Below are 17,638 nucleotides of genomic sequence, written 5' to 3'. Positions count from 1 at the left end.
AATGGCAACTAAAATCAGATTGCAAAGACACGGTAAAAAAGGAAAACCTTTTTACTATGTAGTAGTGGCAGACTCTCGTGCTCCACGTGATGGTAAATTCATCGAGCGTATTGGTTCGTACAACCCAAACACTAATCCAGCGACTATCGTATTAGATTTCGAAAAATCTTTGGATTGGGTGAACAAAGGTGCACAACCTACAGATACTGCTCGTGCTATTCTTTCTTCTCAAGGTGTTTTGTACAAAAAACACTTGCAAGGTGGTGTGAAAAAAGGTGCTTTTGACGAAACAAAAGCAGAAGAACTTTTCACTACTTGGACTGAAGGTAAAGCATCTCGTGTAGAAGGTGAGAAATCTACATTAGCATCTTCTAAAGCGGAAGCTAAGAAAGCTGCTCTAGCGGCAGAAGCTAAGAAAAAAGAAGACAAAGCAGCGGCTATCGCGGCTAAAAATGCACCAGTAGCAGAAGAAGCTCCTGCAGAAGAGGAAGTGGAAGCAGCTGAAGGCACGGAAGAAAACACAGAAGAAACAGAAGGATAATTTCTGCTTTTTTAAAGTATTCAAGAAAGCCGATCCCGCAAAGGATCGGCTTTTTTCGTGACCAAAGGGAATGCTTTAGACAAAGACCCTGCTCCGTGATTTTACTGTTTAAAGTTTCTAGATACAAAAGGAAGACAATAGTAAAGGGCCGAATGCCAATACAGCGCGTCGTGAGCACCATCTCTAATCCGAAATTCGACGGGGATATTTGCTTTGCGCATCGCGCGAAAAAAATCAATGTTCGAATCCAATAGGAAATCGTCGTCACCACAATCAACAAACCATTTTACACTTTTCAATTCCTCTTTTTGCTGGTCTGTTGCGTTGATCACATAATCCACACAGCTGTTTTTAACGACGGATTGCGATAATAGGGAGAATTTGTCATCCGCTTTTGGCGGTGTTGAGCTATTCGGCATGGCCATCAAGGCACTCATGGCATAAACAGAGCTGTACATATCTGCATGGCGTTGGCCATAACTAGTACTTCCACCGCCACCCATTGATAATCCCGCAATTGCTCTATTCTGTTTGTTGCCAATCACACGGTAAGTGCTTTCTATATGTGGTACAAACTCTTGGTAAAAGAATTGCTCGTAATTCCACCCTGGCATATCAAAATAGCCATTCCACTCTGTTTTAGGATCGCCGCCTGCATTAGGGCTTACAATAATCATCTCGGTAGATTCACCACTAGCGACGAGTTGATCTTGTACTTCACGTACATCATATTTTTCGAACCAAGTAGTGTTTACGCCAGATAGTCCGTGTAAGATATACAGGATAGGATATTTCTTCTGCGGATTATTCGCATAATCCTTGGGTAAATAGATGGTATAAGCCCTGTCTGCGTTCAAAATTTCGCTGTGAATCGTTTTGGTTTCTACCGTACTTTTGGAAGTTTGATTTTGGGCGCGAAGGCCAATAGACACCGTCAGCAAAAGCAATACGAATAGGTTGTATTTCATAACTAAAGTGAATTGAGGTATCTGTAAATATATAGAATTTTGGTCAGCCTTTTAGTTCGTGTTATTCGCCACATTGGTGCTCACTATCGGTGTATTGGATTCAATAATAATGTTGGGGATCAGAGGTAGCGTTTGTTTCCAAATCCCAGATACTTCGAATCGATGACCCGACTCTTCATTTTGAATGGTAAATGTGTATTCACAGACCCGCTCCACGTATGTCATTTTGCCGCTTAATTGCGTTTTTCTGTACGGGGCTACATCCAAATAAGTACGTGATTGGTTTTCGTCTAGATAGAATGTTTGCGTAGTTCCGTTTTGATACTTTACTGGTGGCGACCACCGAGAACCGCCGTCAACGATTAATTCTTGCATAAACAACATAGAATCCTGCTCGCTACCAAGCCAATCGAAAGCTCCATATTCATTGCTCTCAAATGTAGAATTATGTTTTACATTTTTAAAAACATCTTCGGTCGGCAGGCTCTTCATTTCAGAAGAGTTATTCATCAACTGCAGTGGAGTGCATTCATGGTCACTTGTGTATTTCTTTCTGAATTCTTCCAGCTCGGTAAATTTCCGGTCGATAATTCTATAGCTGCTGCCACGGTGTTGTATGATCTTAATTTCATCTTTTTGTCCTTTGGAATTTAGGCCAATAAGCACTGTTCTTGGTGTCTGCTCAAAATTTTCTTTTAATCTCAGAAATAGAGCTGTACCATCGGTTGATTTAGCCATATGTAGCCAGCCATTTGCAGCATATGCCGTATCCTGACCATTTAGTCTTAATGCTTGGCCACTGCTATCCAATAAATTGATTTGTTGATCTTCTAGTTTTACATAATCTACCATCCAATCTGTCCCAGTCACCTTGATATGTGTAGCCATGCCGCTATTGGCGGTAAAGTCCTTAAAGGTTTCTTCAATCAAAGGAAGTGCTGATGTAGTGTCTTTTTTGCAGGAAAAGATCGCTAAAGAAAAAAAGGTCGATAAGACAAATAATAATACGAGTCGAAAATAATTTAGTTTCATAGATAATATTGCGTATAGTGTGTTGACTGTCAGATAGACAGATCATTATAAGTCAGCAACTAAATATAGGGAATTATTCCTAAATACCATTGTGGCAACTACCTAACTGTAGTATCGTCAGAAGGCTTAACTACAAAGTTAGTTCACATTTTATCATTCTTTTTAAGGGGTTTTTGCTATTTTCCGCCACAAGATCATAATAATTAACTTAGACATATCTGCCTCAAATTCCCCAGCGGAGTATTTTCGAAACGGATACACTTGATAAACACATGAAAACATATTTTTCCTTTTTACTGATAGGTGTTTTATTAACAACAGCTTGTGCAAATAACGCTCCGCAAGACGCAGACCCCATACCCAAACAAGATACTTTTACGATGCTGTCACAAGAAGTAGGCGAAGAAAGAGTAATGAACGTGTGGACGCCAGAAAGCTATCAGACCAGTGGCGATTCGCTCATCGTCGTATACATGCTCGACGGAGGAATTCAAGAAGATTTTCCGCATGTAGCCAACACGCTGCAAGAATTGATACAAGCGCAGAAAATTCCGCCAGTCTTACTAGTAGGTATTGAAAATACACAAAGAAGAAAAGACCTAAGTGGGCCGACAAGTATCGAGCAGGACAAAGAAATTGCGCCTGTTGTCGGTGGTTCGAAGCAGTTTAGGGCTTTTGTTAGCAATGAGCTAATTCCTGAAATCAACAAAAGGTATAGAACAACAGACAAGAAGGGCATTCTTGGAGAATCTTTGGCAGGGCTTTTCGTGACGGAGACGTTGTTGTTGAATCCAGAAATATTTGATTTTTATATGGCCTTCGATCCTTCGTTGTGGTGGAATGACCAGTACCTAGTGAAAACGGCCAATCAGCATCTAGAGCAATTTCCCGACTCGCACAAGACTTTTTGGTTTGCGGGGTCGGGTGCAGAAGATATATCTGCAAACGCTAGAAATCTAGCTGAAATATTGAAAGCTAGGGATCAGAAAAATCTCAAGTGGAAATATGCTGACGAAACGAATGAAACGCATCAAACCATTTTTAGAGCGACAAAAGAAAAAGCGATCATCTGGACATTGAATAATTTGTAACGACCCTTATTCTGAATACTTATGATAACATACATTTCGATACTGAGAGGGATAAACGTAAGCGGACAAAAATTGGTTAAAATGGATGTGTTGAAGCGCATGTATGAAAACCTAGGTTTTGAAAACGTGTGCACCTACATTCAAAGCGGCAATGTCCTGTTTTCATCGAAAGAAAGCAATCCGAAAGAGCTGGAAGATCTTATCTCTTCGGAAATCCAAAAAACGTTTGGATTTGAAGTACCCGTATTGGTACTCAACCTTAAAACCTTGGGAGCAATTATAGAGAATAATCCCTATGTAAGTGAAGGAGAGAAGGACGTAGCTCATTTGCATGTTACTTTTTTAGCAGACAATCCATCGGATTTCGACTTAGATAGTATTCTCCAAAAGAAACAACCAGAAGAGGAAATCGCGATAACGACTAACGCTGTATACTTGTATTGTCCGAATGGTTATGGGAAAACAAAGCTTCATAACAGTTTTTTGGAAAATAAGCTGAAAGTCAAAGCGACTACACGTAATTGGAAGACGACAAAAGAGTTACTAAAAATGGCACAAGCTTAAAGGCTGCTACCATTTTTTATTCAAGGCAGATGTCGTCCATTAAGCTGTCGCGCCAAATGCTTACTTTTGCGCTATGACTATCAATGAATCATTCTACATAGGGTATATCTCTAAAACACGTGGCCTCAAGGGCGAATTGCAATTCTTTTTCGAGTTTGAAGATTATAAAGAGTTGGATTTCGATGTGCTTTTCGTAGAGATTAACAAGAAATTGGTGCCTTATTTTGTAGACCAGATCAAAGTGCAAAGCAATAGCACCGCTTATATCAATCTGGAAGACGTGGATCATATTGATAAGGCTCAGCCGTTGGTGCGCAAGAAAGTGTACCTATCAAACGATAAAATGCCGGTGCGCGATCCAGATGATTTTAGATACAGTGACTTGATCGGTTATGAAGTAGTAGATAATCAAGAAGGCAAACTAGGCGTGATCACAGGAGTACAAGAATTACCACAACAGCACATTGCCACGGTAGATATGGATGGTAAAGATTTGATGTTTCCGCTCACAGAACAATTAATCGTGAATATTGACAAAGCCGAACGGCTCTTGGAGGTCGATCTGCCAGAAGGCTTGGTGGCCTTGTATCGCGAGATATAACAAAATCCCCGACGAGCCGTCGGGGATTTTGTTATATTAGACCAGGATCTACATAAATTATGACCACACAACCTCGTTATTACTCTTTAGATATTTTTCGCGGTGCTACCGTCGTTTTGATGATTCTGGTAAATAATCCCGGTAGTTGGTCGCATATGTTTGCACCATTGCAGCATGCGCCTTGGCATGGCTGTACACCGACTGACTTGGTATTTCCCTTTTTTCTATTTGCCGTAGGCAATGCCATGGCTTTTGTGATGCCACGTTTGCAAGAAGCGGGAGCGGCTACTTTTTGGAAAAAAGTGTTGAAGCGCGCGGTATTGATTTTTCTCATTGGATTGGGGCTCAATTGGTTTCCTTTTGTTGCTTGGTCTGGCGACGATTTGGTTTTCAAAGAATGGGTTAGCTCAACGAATGCTGATCAAGGCATTCGCATATTTGGAGTTCTGCAACGTATCGCGATTGCTTATTTGGGTGCTTCCATATTAGCCTATTATCTAAAGCCAAAGGTTTTACTCTATACCGCTATTGGATTATTGTTTGGTTATTGGGCGCTTTGTGCAATTTTGGGGACTGGAGATCCATATTCTTTATCGGGTTGGTTTGGCACAGAGGTCGACAAATTGCTGCTTGGTGTGCCACATATGTATAAAGGCGAAGGTGTGCCTTTCGATCCAGAAGGAATTGCGAGCACATGGCCGTCGGTCGTGCAAGTAATTTTTGGTTATTTGACTGGCGTGTTTATCCTAAAAAGGGGAGAAGTGTCTTGGCTTTGGAAAAAAGTGCCAAAATCGGCAGAACGGCATTTTAAGTTGATTTCGAGCCTGATGGTCACGGCTTTTATCGTTTTGGTATTAGGCTGGGTGTGGTCTTTAGGTTTTCCGATTAATAAAAAAATCTGGACAAGTTCCTATGTGCTTTATACAACTGGGTTGGCGATAATGACTTTGAGTGCTGTGATTTGGTACACGGATTTGCAGGGAGCGCGTAACGCACTCACACGGTTTTTCGACGTGTTTGGGAAAAATCCGCTCTTTATTTTTGTATTAAGTGGCATGTTGCCTCGAATCTCTGGCCTAATGCGAATACAGCAAGGCGTGGATGAAAATGACCTACCCATATATACTACACCGCTAGGATGGTTTTATGATAATGTATGTGTGCCATTACCTGGGCTACCAGAGGTCGGTTCGTTTTTTTATTCTTTGTGTTTTCTGGTGGTGATGTGGCTTATTTGCGCTATTCTCGACAGAAATAAGATTTACATCAAGGTGTAGAAAAGTATATATAGGCATAGCTACGATTATGATCTTGTCTATTCGGTTGAGATTTAATATCTTTGCAGCCAATTAACAATTTTTATTTACGCTTTTATATTATTCAAGAATGTATTTAAGTAAAGAGTACAAAGCAGATATCTTCGCAGAGTTCGGAGGTGGAGCAACAAACACAGGTTCTGCAGAAGGACAAGTCGCTTTATTTACTAAGAGAATCGCTCACTTAACAGAGCATTTGAAAAAAAACAGAAAAGATTTCAATACGCAACGTTCCCTACAGAAATTGGTAGGTAAACGTCGTTCATTGTTAGCTTATTTGCACAAAAAAGATATCGAAAGATACCGTGCGATCATCAAAGGCTTAGGCTTGCGTGAGATCATCAAATAAGTTTTAGTAAAAAACAAGACAGAAGCCATCCGATTTATCGGATGGCTTTTTCTTTTTATCCAGCCTCTAGAAAATTCAATAAGCTAACGATATTATTATGTACCTTTGTGCTGAAATAAAAAGTCTTAGTATTTTCGGTATGTCGCCATGATGAAAACATACCATAATGAACACAAAATGAGTTATAACGAAATCAAAACAACTATCGATATGGGCAATGGTGCTCAGATCGAACTTTCTACTGGAAAGTTGGCCAAGCAGGCAGACGGTTCAGTAGTGTTGAAACAAGGAAGCACCATGCTGTTGGCAACAGTGGTGTCTGCCAAAGAGGCAAAACCAGGAGTGGATTTTCTTCCATTATCTGTAGATTATCAAGAAAAATATGCAGCTACCGGACGTATACCTGGTGGTTTTTTACGTAGAGAGGCAAGATTGTCTGATTACGAGGTATTGATCTCTCGTATCGTGGATCGTGCGCTACGCCCATTATTCCCTGAAGATTATCACGCAGATACGCAGGTAATGATTTCTTTGATCTCTTCAGACAAAGAAGTAATGCCAGATGCTTTAGCAGGTTTAGCAGCTTCTGCTGCGATCGCGGTATCGGATATTCCTTTCAATGGGCCAATTTCAGAAGTTCGCGTAGCGAAAATCGATGGCCAATTGGTGATCAACCCAGTACGCTCTGAATTAGAGAAAGCAACTTTAGAGTTCATCGTAGCCGGATCAGCACAGGATATCGTGATGGTAGAAGGTGAGGCGAATGAAATTTCTGAAGCAGAAATGGTAGAAGCAATTGCTTTTGCACATGATGCGATCAAAAAACAAGTAGCTGCGGTTGTAGCATTGGCAGAGCAAGTGGGTAAGACGGTAAAACGTACGTACAGCCACGAACCTACTAATCCAGAATTGCGCGAAGCGATCTTCAAAGCAACATATGATCAAGTATATGCTGTCGCAAAATCAGGTTCTTCTAAACACGCTCGTTCGGAGCAGTTTGCTACTATCGGCGCGGCATTCTTCGAAACATTAGGCGAAGAGGTCGATGCAGATACAGCTTTCTTAGCAAAAAAATATTTCCACGATGTACAGTATGATGCGGTACGTAACCTTTTGTTAGACGAAGGTATCCGTTTGGATGGCCGTAACTCGACAACTGTTCGCCCGATCTGGACAGAAGTAGATTACTTGCCTGCAGCACACGGTTCGGCGGTATTTACACGTGGTGAAACGCAATCATTGACTTCTGTTACTTTAGGAAGTAAAGATGATGAGCAAATGATTGATGGTGCATTCATCAACGGATATAATAAATTCATCTTGCACTACAACTTTCCAGCATTTTCTACGGGCGAAGTAAGACCTAATAGAGGTCCTGGTCGTCGTGAAGTTGGTCACGGTGCATTGGCAATGCGTTCTTTGAAGCAAGTATTGCCTGCTCAAGACGAAAATCCATACACGATCCGTATCGTTTCTGATATCTTGGAGTCAAATGGTTCATCTTCGATGGCTACTGTTTGTGCGGGTACTTTAGCATTAATGGATGCCGGTGTCAAAATCAAAGCGCCAGTTTCTGGTATCGCGATGGGATTGATCTCTGATGAGAAAACAGGTAAATACGCCATTCTTTCGGATATCTTAGGTGATGAAGATCACTTAGGTGATATGGACTTCAAAGTAACAGGTACAGCAAAAGGTATTGTTGGTTGCCAGATGGACTTGAAGATCAATGGTCTGAAATGGGAAGTGTTGACGCAAGCATTGGATCAAGCAAAAGAAGCGCGTCTTCATATCTTGGGTGAGATGAACAAAACGTTGACAGCTCCTCGTGAAGATTACAAATCTCATGCGCCTCGTTTGGTATCGATCACGATCGATAAAGAATTTATCGGTGCGGTTATCGGACCTGGTGGTAAAATCATCCAAGAAATGCAACGCGAAACGGGTGCGACGATCTCTATCGAAGAGGTGGACAACAAAGGTGTTGTACAAGTATTCGCAGACAACAAAGAAGCGGTTGACGCTGCGTTGGGTCGTATCAAAGCGATCGCGGCTAAACCAGAAGTGGGTGCTGTATACGAAGGTAAAGTGAAATCTATTATGGCTTTCGGTGCTTTCGTAGAAATTATGCCAGGTAAAGATGGTTTATTGCATATCTCCGAAATTGATTGGAAACGTCTTGAAAATATGGACGGCGTATTCACCGAAGGAGAGATCGTAAAAGTGAAACTATTAGATGTGGACAAACAAGGTAAATTGAAGCTTTCTCGTAAAGCATTATTGCCACGTCCTCCACGTGAAGATAAACCAGCAGCTGCTACACCAGCTGAATAGTTCGGTTTTTCTATACAAACAAAAGAGGCTCGCCAATTGGCGAGCCTCTTTTGTTTTGGCATTTAATCCTCACTTATATGCCGAAGGATTCGGTCTTCAAATGTCTGTATTTCTCGCCTATTGGCGAACCAGTTGAAATCTCGATTCATTAGTCGGATAGTGCTATTTTTTCTACTGGTGAAGCTTACTAATGCGACTTCTGCACATGTATCACATTCCCAAGATGAGGTAATGATTACTTGCACGTACTCATCTCTATCTGCATAATAGAAATCAATTCTATCTTGAGAAGATGGATCCGAAGAGTACGCATTAGTAAATTGTAGACTTGCTGTGTCTCGAAATAGATTGGGACTAATTCGGTGCAATTTCGCCAACCTTAACTTAACATCTTCCAGCGGATGGTGAATAGTCCATGTTTCTGCGAATGGATAGCTCCCCGCAAAACCTCCTATATTTCTTCTACCTAGTTCGTATAGAGATAAAATAGCTATTACACTAAGCGTTATGGTAATGGCTTTTCTGAAGGGTTTATGATTTTTAATCATGTATTTTGCCTTTTGGATGTCCTAAACAGTGCTGAAAGCAATATAATCGAATAGGCAAACATCAACCAAGAACCAAATGTGTTGCCGTCGCTCTCGGGCATATTGGGAAATACTTCTGCGAAGAACTGTACGCAGACTGTATCCAGTATCATTCCTGGCAACACCATGACCGCTGCGGATTTGATACTCTCCAGATGATTTAAATCAAATCGTTTGAATACGGAAATTGCCAAAAAGCCTAATACAGGAATAAGCATTAGATACAGTGTTAACAATACTACGGTATTGTCGGTAATAAAAAAGTACTGTCCTGCCACGCGAAAAGCTATGGTCGCTAAAAGCCAGACGGTAAAGCCAACAATAAAGCTGAAGAGTATATAGTTTTTGTTTTTCATGTTGTTTATAGATTATCCAAATACAATTGTACAGCTAGATTTGCAATTGCATTATGTACGCGAAGTTAACTATTTGTGGCTGTTGATTTTTTTGAAATTAGGCTAATTAAGATTGATGTGTGAATCGGTGTTTAGGACTGTTGACTACTGTAAACAATTGAGGCTCGCCAACTGGCGAGCCTCTTTTGTTTCTGCAAAATGACGAATCACTTACATCATCATTACTGATTCTATCTGTGATACCGATTTGTAATAATTGATCACTTCGTCAGCAGAGTTTACATACGTTTCTACAGTGATGGATTTGTACTTACCACCGCTAGATTCCTTAAATGTAAACTTCGAACTAGTGTGTTTAAAAATCTCGCGGATCTCTGGTTCCTTATCAAAGGCACTTTTCACGATAAACTTAAACTTATATACGGAAGGAAATTGCTCGACATCGAGCAATTTCTCCTTAAAATTTTGATAGAAATCTTTATCATTTCCATCTTCCATATCCTGGACATTGATGTTGCTAAAATCTGACATATATAATCCTTTCTCCTTGTTTAGCAATAAGTATACTTATCTTTTGTGTTATTTACCAAACTTTTTGTTTGGTTTGTTGCTCATTTCAAGCTCCAACTTGCCACCTTGCATCAATTCCTCGTGGGTGATGTGGGTGCGTGTTAAGGCTTTACCATTTAGCTTCGCTGATTTAATGTAGATATTAGCGTCGCTTTGGTTTTTTGCATCAATTACAAAAGTGTTGCCATTCGGCAAATTGATCGCCGCATGCTTCATACGTGGAGATCCTAATACATACTCACCACTCATTGGGTTAGCAGGATACAATCCCATGGATGAAAATACGTACCAAGCGCTCATTTGTCCAGCGTCGTCATTTCCACAAAGACCATTCGGCGCCGAAGTGTAGTTTTGTACCATTGCTTCATTCACCAATTTAGCTGTTTTCCAGTGCTCGCCAGCCATCGCATATAGATAAGGTACGTGGTGGTTTGGCTCATTGCCTTGCGCATATTGGCCAATTAATCCAGAGATATCTGGCGATGCATTGTCTAATTCTTCTGGCAAGTTGATGAATTCATCCAAACGATCGATGAACGCTTGTTTTCCGCCTAGTAATCCCATCAAGCCATTTACATCATGCGGCACTAACCAAAGGTACTGCCATGCATTGCCTTCACAATAATCATTTTTGCGGTGCTCCGCCATTAAAGGATCAAACGGACGACGGAAATCACCATTGGCGTAGCGACCTACAAAAAAGCGTTCATCTTTGTCGAAATAGATTTCATACAATTTTGAGCGTTTTTTGAAGTACTCGGCATCTTCTGTTTTGCCCAATTTCTCGGCAATACGGTATACGCCATAATCTGCAATCGCATATTCTAGTCCCCAAGCAACGGCCTCATTGTCCATGCTATCAATTGGAATAAAGCTCAGTTCGCGCACGAATTTCAATCCGTAATCATCGCCCATGGCAGTAGTTTTCACGGCTTCCCATAGCAATTCGTGATCTTTCTCATCGACTAAACCTTTCAAGAATGCATCGGCAATGACAGGAATAGCTGGTAAGCCGACCATCGTATTGGTTTCATTGGCCCAAAGATGCCATACGGGCAATTTGCCTTGTTGCTGATAAATTGACAAAAACGTCTTTACAAAATCCGATGTTACTTTTGGTTTCTCCAAAATCGTCATCAATGGGTGTAATGCACGGTACGTATCCCACAAAGAGAAGATCGTGTAATTTACAAAGTCTGCATTACGGTACACCTGTTTATCTGTACCCATGTAATCGCCATTGTGATCGTCAAAGATCGTAGGGGCAAAATAAGAATGATATAAAGCAGTGTAGAATACTTTCTTTAGATCATCGGTGCTTTCGTAATCGATTTTGCCAAGTGTTGTATTCCATTTTGCATCTGCCGCAGCAGTCGCTTCTTTAAAATTCCAGTTCGGGATTTCCTTTGCGATATTGTCTAACGCATTTTCGGTGCTTACCGGTGAAAGTCCCACTTTCAACTCAATGGTATTGTCTTGTGCTGCATCAAAGAAAAGCGCTGCCTTAATAGCTAAACCTTTGTATGTGGTGTAGCCCGTTTTAGCTAAATCGCCATCAAAGTACTTCACATTTTTGATTGGTCTGGAAGTTTTGATCGCAAAATATACTTTCTGATCGGAGGCCCATCCCGACGAGAAACGGTAACCGACAAAGGTCGTTTCGTCGATCTGTTTCAAATACGTATCTGTCGCTTTGTCCCAGTTCATCCGGAAACCAAGATCTACTAATACGTGTGCATTATCCGTATTATCGTAAATATATTGATGATAACCGACGCGCTCCGAAGCCGTCAGATTAGCTTTTACTTTATAATCGTCTAAGTATACGCTGTAGAAACCGGGTTTGGCTGTTTCGTTCTCTTTTTTGAAATGCGAGCCATAACCAGTATGCATTTTATCAAATTCTGCTGGTTTTAGTTGGAGTTGCCCCGTTGCTGGCACAACCATGATGTCATTCAGGTCACCAATACCTGTACCGCTTAGGTGGGTATGCGTAAAGCCGAGGATATCATTACTTTTATAATTATAACCGCTACACCAGTCCCAACCGTTGAACTTGTCCCATGTTTGTGCAATCTGTGTTGGTCCGAGTTGTACACCGCCAAATGGTACGTTTGCTCCCACAAATACGTGCCCATGTTCCTCAGAGCCGATAAATGGATCGACAAAAGCGGTCGGCTTTTGTTGTGCATGCGCAGTCGACGCAACTGCGATAGCCAAAATGAATTTAGCTTGTTTAATTAGTTTTCTTAACATCTGTGTTTAGGAATATTGAATATGTAAATCTACAAAATTTATATTGACCACTATTAAAACCTTTTAGCAAAAATGTCAAGAAATAAATCTTCATGTTTGCTAAAATTTTTGCTAAAAAAACTATAAATTGGACAAAAAACAACCCTAACAATTATGAGCAAGAGAATCCTGATTAGTGATATTGCTAAATCACTCGGCGTATCAGTCACGACCATTTCTTTTATTCTAAATGGTAAAGCCAAGGAAAAACGGATTAGTGATGCATTGACCAATCGGGTATTAGAATATGTCAAAAAAGTAGGTTACAAGCCTAATCAGCTGGCGCAAAGTCTGCGTACGGGGCAAACCAAAATATTAGGATTGCTAGTCGAAGATATTTCCAACCTATTTTTTGCGAATATTGCCAAACATATTGAGGAATCTTCATATGCCAGTGGTTACCATTTGCTGTATTGTAGTATGGGGAATGATACGGTAAAGGCCAGAGAATTGATCCAATTATTTTACGATCGTCAGGTAGATGGTTTTATCATTACACCAACTGAGGGTTTGGAGGATGTGGTCGCGTTACTTTTAAAAAATAATGTTCCAGTCGTGTTGTTTGACCGATATATACCGCAAGTAGAAACCAATTATGTGGTATCCGATAATTTCAATGGTTCATTTCGGGCAACTAAGCATCTTTTGGAGAATGAAGATAACCGTCGTATTGGTTTTGTGTCACTATACTCTGATCAGACGCAGATGCGAGACCGAATGGATGGTTATATGAAAGCATTGGATCAATATCAGCGGCAAGCTTACATCAAAAAGATTCAAATTGATGAACAGGAAGATATTGCCATGGCGCAGATTTTTGAGTTCATCGAAGATAATAAACTGGATGCCGTGTTATTTGCTACCAATTATCTAGCAATTACTGGGCTGAAAGTGAATAAAAAGTATGGAAAGCTACCAGCGATGGTTGCTTTCGATGATCATACCTTATTTAAGTTGCACGAGCCAGCCATTTCGGTGGTATCCCAACGGATTGAAACCATTGCTGAAGAGTTGGTAAAAGTATTACTGCGGCAGATCCGTAACCCGCAAGCCGATGTAAAACACATCGTAGTGCCCTGCGATCTGAAAATCCGAGATTCTTCGACGGCGAAAATTAAGTAGGAAGCCGCTATCAGACCGTATTCAGTATCTGGATCGCATGCTCCAACGTTTCGTCTTTTTTGGCAAAGCAAAGACGAAGCGTTTGTTGTTCTATACCATTATGGTAGAAAGGTGCTAGCGGAATAAGTGCTACACCGTACTTCTCAATCAGATGTAGGGCAAAATCCATTTCTGATTGATGGCTGATCGCTGAATAATTAAGTAATAAGAAGTATGTACCTGAGGAGGGCATAATCTCAAATCGAGAAGATGTCAGCCCTTCCATGACGATATCCCGTTTTCTTTGCATAAACTGGGATAACTCTTGATAGTAATCTGGATTGTCTAAATACTTTGCAATGGCATGTTGCATCGGTGTATTCACACTGAAAACATTTTGCTGGTGTATTTTTCGAAATTCAGCCGTGAGTGCTAGTGGTGCTATCACATAACCCAATTTCCAGCCGGTACAATGCAAAAGCTTTCCAAAAGAAGCGACTACAAAACTGTGTGCACGAAGATCGCTGAATAATATGGCCGATTGATGTTGTTTTTCATCATATATAAGATGTTCATACACTTCATCGCTAAGCACAAAGAGACCGTTATTGACTACCATTGTTTGTAATTGCAATAAATCATCGGTTGTCCACGCCACACAGCTAGGATTTCCGGGATTGTTAATGATTATCATACGGGTTCGATCGCTGACTAGATCTGCTACCTGTTGCCAATCTATGCTGAAATCGGGGGCAGACAATTGTACTGGGATCACTTTGCCGCCAAAAAGTTCGACCGTTGGGCGGTAGCAATCATAAGCCGGTTCGAATATAATGACTTCATCACCGTGACGTATTATAGTAGCTATGGTGCTGAATATACCTTGGGTCGCGCCATTGGTAATGGTAATCTCACTCTCGGGGTCCACATTTACTTGATAGAAGCTGTGATATTTCTCGGCGATACGCTGGCGAAGTAATGGAATGCCTGGCATTGGCGCATATTGATTGACCTGCTGATGCATCGCGGAACTGACCAAATCAAGTAATTTTGGGTCTACAGGATAGTCTGGAAAACCTTGCGCAAGATTAATAGCCTGATGTTTTTGCGCCAAAGCAGTCATTTGAGAAAATATATTGATGCCTTGTTGAGGCAGTTTGGAATTCCACGTTTTCATATACTGAATTGTCATTTTACTAGTTTGAGTATAGTATACGAATATAGCACTGTTCTTTCTCATTCTTATTACGTTGCAGTTAAAAATATGCTTGTATAGTATTATTGGTTTCTTGTGAATCGTTAAGTGTTAGTTGTTTTGTCGTGATCTTATTCCGGGTTTTCTCTTTTAAGAACTGGTGGTTTTGAGATAAATTGTCAGGTGAGATTATTTACGAAGTAATAATTATATCACAAAGTATCATATCTTGTCAAATGATTGAGCGGATATTTTTACATTATTTATTTTAGATATGTCACAGTGTATCTTAAAAAAATAGAGTTGTATAGTGTAATAGATTTCTTTAAGCGTGTTTTTTTTGTTTTCAAAATTAACTTTTTAATGTACTTTTGATTCTTTGTAGCTAAATACTTTTTCTCTAATGAAGGCTTTTTTGTCCGTTAAGATTTTTGCGAGGTTGTGTTTTTCGTGTAAAACCATGGTATTTATGTGTGAAGATTATTTATTTCATTTATTATAAGTCTTTTGATTATGAGATCTATTGGGAAATTGTTGTTGGCTTCAATGACGTGTCTGCTATTTGCGCAAGGATGTATAAGAGAGAAGATGCCACCTGTAGTAGCCCTACCAGTGGAATTAGCCCCGCTTCTGGATGCTCTTACAAACCTTTCGGGCGCTCTCGAATTAGTTGATAATGACTGTGGTACTAGCTATGAAACTGTATTAAAAGAGCTAAGCATAGTGAGAAGAGAATTTGATGTTGTCGTTAGGCAAAATCCAAATCTAATTCCCCGTCGCGAGGATTTTGATCAACGCTTCAAAAATCTGCAAACAGAGGCTACTTATATCAAACAAGCTTGTCGACATGAAATTTTTGTGACGCCTTTATTTATCTCTACAGATCACATGGGTGGTGCATTGGGAGAATGGAGGGCTCGCATAAATTTTATTATAGAAAACCTTAGTGCACCAGTTTCTGTGCAACACGAAGTTATACGTGTTAATCTTACGGATGTGGATATAACGCCTGCTACTCCCATAGGAACAAATTTTCGTGATTGTACAGAAGGTTTTTGTCCAGAAATGATTGTTGTGCCTGGTGGAACATTCATGATGGGCGCGACGCAAGAGCAACTGAATCTTTTCAAAATAAGTAAGGATCGTCGTCACTGGGAATTGCCACGGCATCAAGTTACAATTCCGCGACCCTTTGCTGTAGGAAAATATGAGGTTACCTTGGCGGCATTTCAGGCTTTTGTTGATGAGACTGGTTATGAAGTTATTGGCGGTTGTCGGACATATTTGCCTGACGCTGATCCAACAGGCCAAACTTTCCGCGCTAATATCAGTTATAAGGATATAGGCTTTCCCACTCCGGCCAATTCTCCTGTCTCTTGTATTACAAAAGAAAACGCTAAAGCTTACACACATTGGCTATCCAAAAAAACGGGTAAAAATTATCGCTTACCGACTGAAGCGGAATGGGAGTTCTTTGCACGTGCAGGTACAGAAACAGCATATTTCTGGGGTGATGAGATTGCGCTAGGTACAAATTTCGCCAATGTTTATGATCAATCAAGTATTACGGCTAATGATTTTCGAGCAAATGGTAATTCCTTTGAGCCGTACCCTGGTTCTGATGGTTTTGCATACAAAGCACCAATCGGGTCTTTTCCTCCAAATGCTTTTGGTTTACATGATGTTATAGGTAATGTAAGAGAATGGGTAGAGGATGTGTGGATCGACGATCCAATTGGCAACTATGTTGGTGCACCAACAGATGGTTCAGCACGTAAAGATGGCCTAACTCTGTTTGGGTTGTCTCGTGGTGGCGGCTGGTATTATCAACCTTCTACTACTCGATCATCATATCGTGATGCGTACCTTTCTTCGGAAATGAGGGGCACAACATGGGGTTTTCGTGTAGTACGCGATTTATAAATCAAATTTTGTTAGATTAAAAAAATAGTGACTTAAGCCCTTCGCTGATATATACTAAGGATGCTTTGAACTTTGTCTATTAAATTCACATTTAGTAAATTCATCTTTTATCGAAAGATGTTGCTTGCTGAAGCAGAATTTCAAGATATGTTTTGGACTTTCTTAAGATTAGATCAAGGTGCCAAATAGAAACCTTAGCCCCATCTACATAAGCTTGATAATTATGCCTATTGCTTTAATACCCATTGTATACCTAATGTGGTTATCGTCATTTGGGAAATGTTGTTCCTTATCACATTTAAAGGGAAATATAATCTCGATGAACTTTTAGCTTCAATTTTTCAGCTTCGCGATTAATACTTCTATCGTAGAATAAGGGCGATTTAGAGAATGATGGACTAAAGGCTTTGGTAAGTAGAATTATTGTCTCAAAAAAAATCTCTCTCTTTTTAAGGTAGTTAGCTTTGCTAAAACAGGAAATAGTAAAAAAGGTTTTGGAGGAGCGAAAGTTTATTCTACCTTTGCACCACTCCGCAAGGGAGGAACGATATTGAAAGGATAGAAAAAGCGAGTTTACGGAGGCGTTAGCTAACAAAACGAGCGGATTCGGGAAGCGGAGATCGCCAAAAATATTTTCAAAATAAATTTGGAAGATCAGAAAAGATTCCTACCTTTGCAATCCCATCTGAGAGGAAGGGAAACAAAAAAAGAAACGTTAAGCTCGATAGAGTAAAACATAAAGTGCCAAAGCGCGATGCGGCGGCGAGAAAGTTCTTTAAAGAAATGATCATGATGCGTGGTGAGTAGTTTAGCTT

The 17,638-nt window shown here is 40.4% G+C and carries 15 protein-coding genes; 9 read left to right on the top strand and 6 right to left on the bottom strand.

Going from position 1 to position 17,638, the window contains the following annotated elements; all coding sequences use genetic code 11:
• Position 1: 1 nt before the first annotated feature.
• Positions 2–541 (top strand): 30S ribosomal protein S16, encoded by a 540-nt coding sequence (locus tag DC487_RS15280; protein WP_116776844.1) that lies wholly within the window; start codon positions 2–4, stop codon positions 539–541.
• 101 nt (positions 542–642) lie between these two features.
• Here the strand turns inward: DC487_RS15280 and DC487_RS15275 are convergent, their stop codons facing one another.
• Positions 643–1,509, bottom strand: coding sequence for an alpha/beta hydrolase (locus DC487_RS15275; RefSeq protein ID WP_116776843.1), 867 nt, complete (start codon positions 1,507–1,509; stop codon positions 643–645).
• Positions 1,510–1,560: 51 nt separating this feature from the next.
• Positions 1,561–2,541 carry a hypothetical protein gene (locus tag DC487_RS15270; RefSeq protein ID WP_116776842.1) on the bottom strand — a complete coding sequence of 327 codons (981 nt, stop codon included), beginning with the start codon at positions 2,539–2,541 and terminating at the stop codon, positions 1,561–1,563.
• 272 nt (positions 2,542–2,813) lie between these two features.
• Here DC487_RS15270 and DC487_RS15265 point away from each other — a divergent pair, with 272 nt between their 5' ends.
• From DC487_RS15265 to pnp, 6 genes are all read left to right on the top strand, one after another.
• Positions 2,814–3,632 (top strand): alpha/beta hydrolase, encoded by an 819-nt coding sequence (locus DC487_RS15265; RefSeq protein ID WP_116776841.1) that lies wholly within the window; start codon positions 2,814–2,816, stop codon positions 3,630–3,632.
• A 21-nt stretch (positions 3,633–3,653) separates the two neighbouring features.
• Complete coding sequence (locus tag DC487_RS15260) at positions 3,654–4,196, top strand: DUF1697 domain-containing protein (protein ID WP_116776840.1); 543 nt, start codon at positions 3,654–3,656, stop codon at positions 4,194–4,196.
• A gap of 73 nt (positions 4,197–4,269) precedes the next feature.
• Positions 4,270–4,797: a ribosome maturation factor RimM gene (gene rimM, locus DC487_RS15255; protein ID WP_116776839.1), complete on the top strand. Its 528-nt coding sequence runs from the start codon at positions 4,270–4,272 to the stop codon at positions 4,795–4,797.
• A gap of 59 nt (positions 4,798–4,856) precedes the next feature.
• Positions 4,857–6,074: an acyltransferase family protein gene (locus DC487_RS15250; protein WP_116776838.1), complete on the top strand. Its 1,218-nt coding sequence runs from the start codon at positions 4,857–4,859 to the stop codon at positions 6,072–6,074.
• Between the two features lie 109 nt (positions 6,075–6,183).
• Complete coding sequence (gene rpsO / locus DC487_RS15245) at positions 6,184–6,462, top strand: 30S ribosomal protein S15 (RefSeq protein ID WP_116776837.1); 279 nt, start codon at positions 6,184–6,186, stop codon at positions 6,460–6,462.
• A gap of 177 nt (positions 6,463–6,639) precedes the next feature.
• Entirely contained in the window at positions 6,640–8,796 is a 2,157-nt protein-coding gene (gene pnp / locus DC487_RS15240) for a polyribonucleotide nucleotidyltransferase (RefSeq protein ID WP_116776971.1), read from the top strand.
• Between the two features lie 544 nt (positions 8,797–9,340).
• Here the strand turns inward: pnp and DC487_RS15230 are convergent.
• From DC487_RS15230 to DC487_RS15220, 3 genes are all read right to left on the bottom strand, one after another.
• Positions 9,341–9,739 carry a DUF5367 family protein gene (locus DC487_RS15230; protein ID WP_116776835.1) on the bottom strand — a complete coding sequence of 133 codons (399 nt, stop codon included), beginning with the start codon at positions 9,737–9,739 and terminating at the stop codon, positions 9,341–9,343.
• Between the two features lie 210 nt (positions 9,740–9,949).
• Positions 9,950–10,270 (bottom strand): DUF493 domain-containing protein, encoded by a 321-nt coding sequence (locus DC487_RS15225; RefSeq protein ID WP_116776834.1) that lies wholly within the window; start codon positions 10,268–10,270, stop codon positions 9,950–9,952.
• Between the two features lie 48 nt (positions 10,271–10,318).
• On the bottom strand, positions 10,319–12,565 hold the full coding sequence (locus DC487_RS15220) for a GH92 family glycosyl hydrolase (protein ID WP_116776833.1): 2,247 nt from the start codon (positions 12,563–12,565) through the stop codon (positions 10,319–10,321).
• Positions 12,566–12,718: 153 nt separating this feature from the next.
• Here DC487_RS15220 and DC487_RS15215 point away from each other — a divergent pair, with 153 nt between their 5' ends.
• The gene (locus DC487_RS15215) at positions 12,719–13,726 is read left to right on the top strand and encodes a LacI family DNA-binding transcriptional regulator (protein WP_116776832.1); all 1,008 of its coding nucleotides are present in this window, start codon (positions 12,719–12,721) and stop codon (positions 13,724–13,726) included.
• A 10-nt stretch (positions 13,727–13,736) separates the two neighbouring features.
• Here DC487_RS15215 and DC487_RS15210 read toward each other — a convergent pair whose 3' ends face one another.
• Positions 13,737–14,882, bottom strand: a complete 1,146-nt coding sequence (locus tag DC487_RS15210; protein ID WP_116776970.1) for a methionine aminotransferase — start codon at positions 14,880–14,882, stop codon at positions 13,737–13,739.
• A gap of 531 nt (positions 14,883–15,413) precedes the next feature.
• On the opposite strand from DC487_RS15210, the gene DC487_RS15205 reads away from it, so the two are divergent.
• Entirely contained in the window at positions 15,414–16,823 is a 1,410-nt protein-coding gene (locus DC487_RS15205; RefSeq protein ID WP_116776831.1) for a formylglycine-generating enzyme family protein, read from the top strand.
• The last annotated feature ends 815 nt before the right edge of the window (positions 16,824–17,638 follow it).

The sequence above is a fragment of the Sphingobacterium corticibacter genome (genome assembly GCF_003076635.1).
Classification (GTDB): domain Bacteria; phylum Bacteroidota; class Bacteroidia; order Sphingobacteriales; family Sphingobacteriaceae; genus Sphingobacterium; species Sphingobacterium corticibacter.
This window is presented reverse-complemented; position numbering and strand designations above follow the sequence as displayed.

Excerpts from the sequence above, each read along its gene's own strand:
- DC487_RS15280 (WP_116776844.1), top strand. The coding sequence starts at position 2 with ATGGCAACTAAAATCAGATTGCAAAGACACGGTAAAAAAGGAAAACCT.
- DC487_RS15275 (WP_116776843.1), bottom strand. The coding sequence starts at position 1,509 with ATGAAATACAACCTATTCGTATTGCTTTTGCTGACGGTGTCTATTGGC.
- DC487_RS15270 (WP_116776842.1), bottom strand. The coding sequence starts at position 2,541 with ATGAAACTAAATTATTTTCGACTCGTATTATTATTTGTCTTATCGACC.
- DC487_RS15265 (WP_116776841.1), top strand. The coding sequence starts at position 2,814 with ATGAAAACATATTTTTCCTTTTTACTGATAGGTGTTTTATTAACAACA.
- DC487_RS15260 (WP_116776840.1), top strand. The coding sequence starts at position 3,654 with ATGATAACATACATTTCGATACTGAGAGGGATAAACGTAAGCGGACAA.
- rimM (WP_116776839.1), top strand. The coding sequence starts at position 4,270 with ATGACTATCAATGAATCATTCTACATAGGGTATATCTCTAAAACACGT.
- DC487_RS15250 (WP_116776838.1), top strand. The coding sequence starts at position 4,857 with ATGACCACACAACCTCGTTATTACTCTTTAGATATTTTTCGCGGTGCT.
- rpsO (WP_116776837.1), top strand. The coding sequence starts at position 6,184 with ATGTATTTAAGTAAAGAGTACAAAGCAGATATCTTCGCAGAGTTCGGA.
- pnp (WP_116776971.1), top strand. The coding sequence starts at position 6,640 with ATGAGTTATAACGAAATCAAAACAACTATCGATATGGGCAATGGTGCT.
- DC487_RS15230 (WP_116776835.1), bottom strand. The coding sequence starts at position 9,739 with ATGAAAAACAAAAACTATATACTCTTCAGCTTTATTGTTGGCTTTACC.
- DC487_RS15225 (WP_116776834.1), bottom strand. The coding sequence starts at position 10,270 with ATGTCAGATTTTAGCAACATCAATGTCCAGGATATGGAAGATGGAAAT.
- DC487_RS15220 (WP_116776833.1), bottom strand. The coding sequence starts at position 12,565 with ATGTTAAGAAAACTAATTAAACAAGCTAAATTCATTTTGGCTATCGCA.
- DC487_RS15215 (WP_116776832.1), top strand. The coding sequence starts at position 12,719 with ATGAGCAAGAGAATCCTGATTAGTGATATTGCTAAATCACTCGGCGTA.
- DC487_RS15210 (WP_116776970.1), bottom strand. The coding sequence starts at position 14,882 with ATGAAAACGTGGAATTCCAAACTGCCTCAACAAGGCATCAATATATTT.
- DC487_RS15205 (WP_116776831.1), top strand. The coding sequence starts at position 15,414 with ATGAGATCTATTGGGAAATTGTTGTTGGCTTCAATGACGTGTCTGCTA.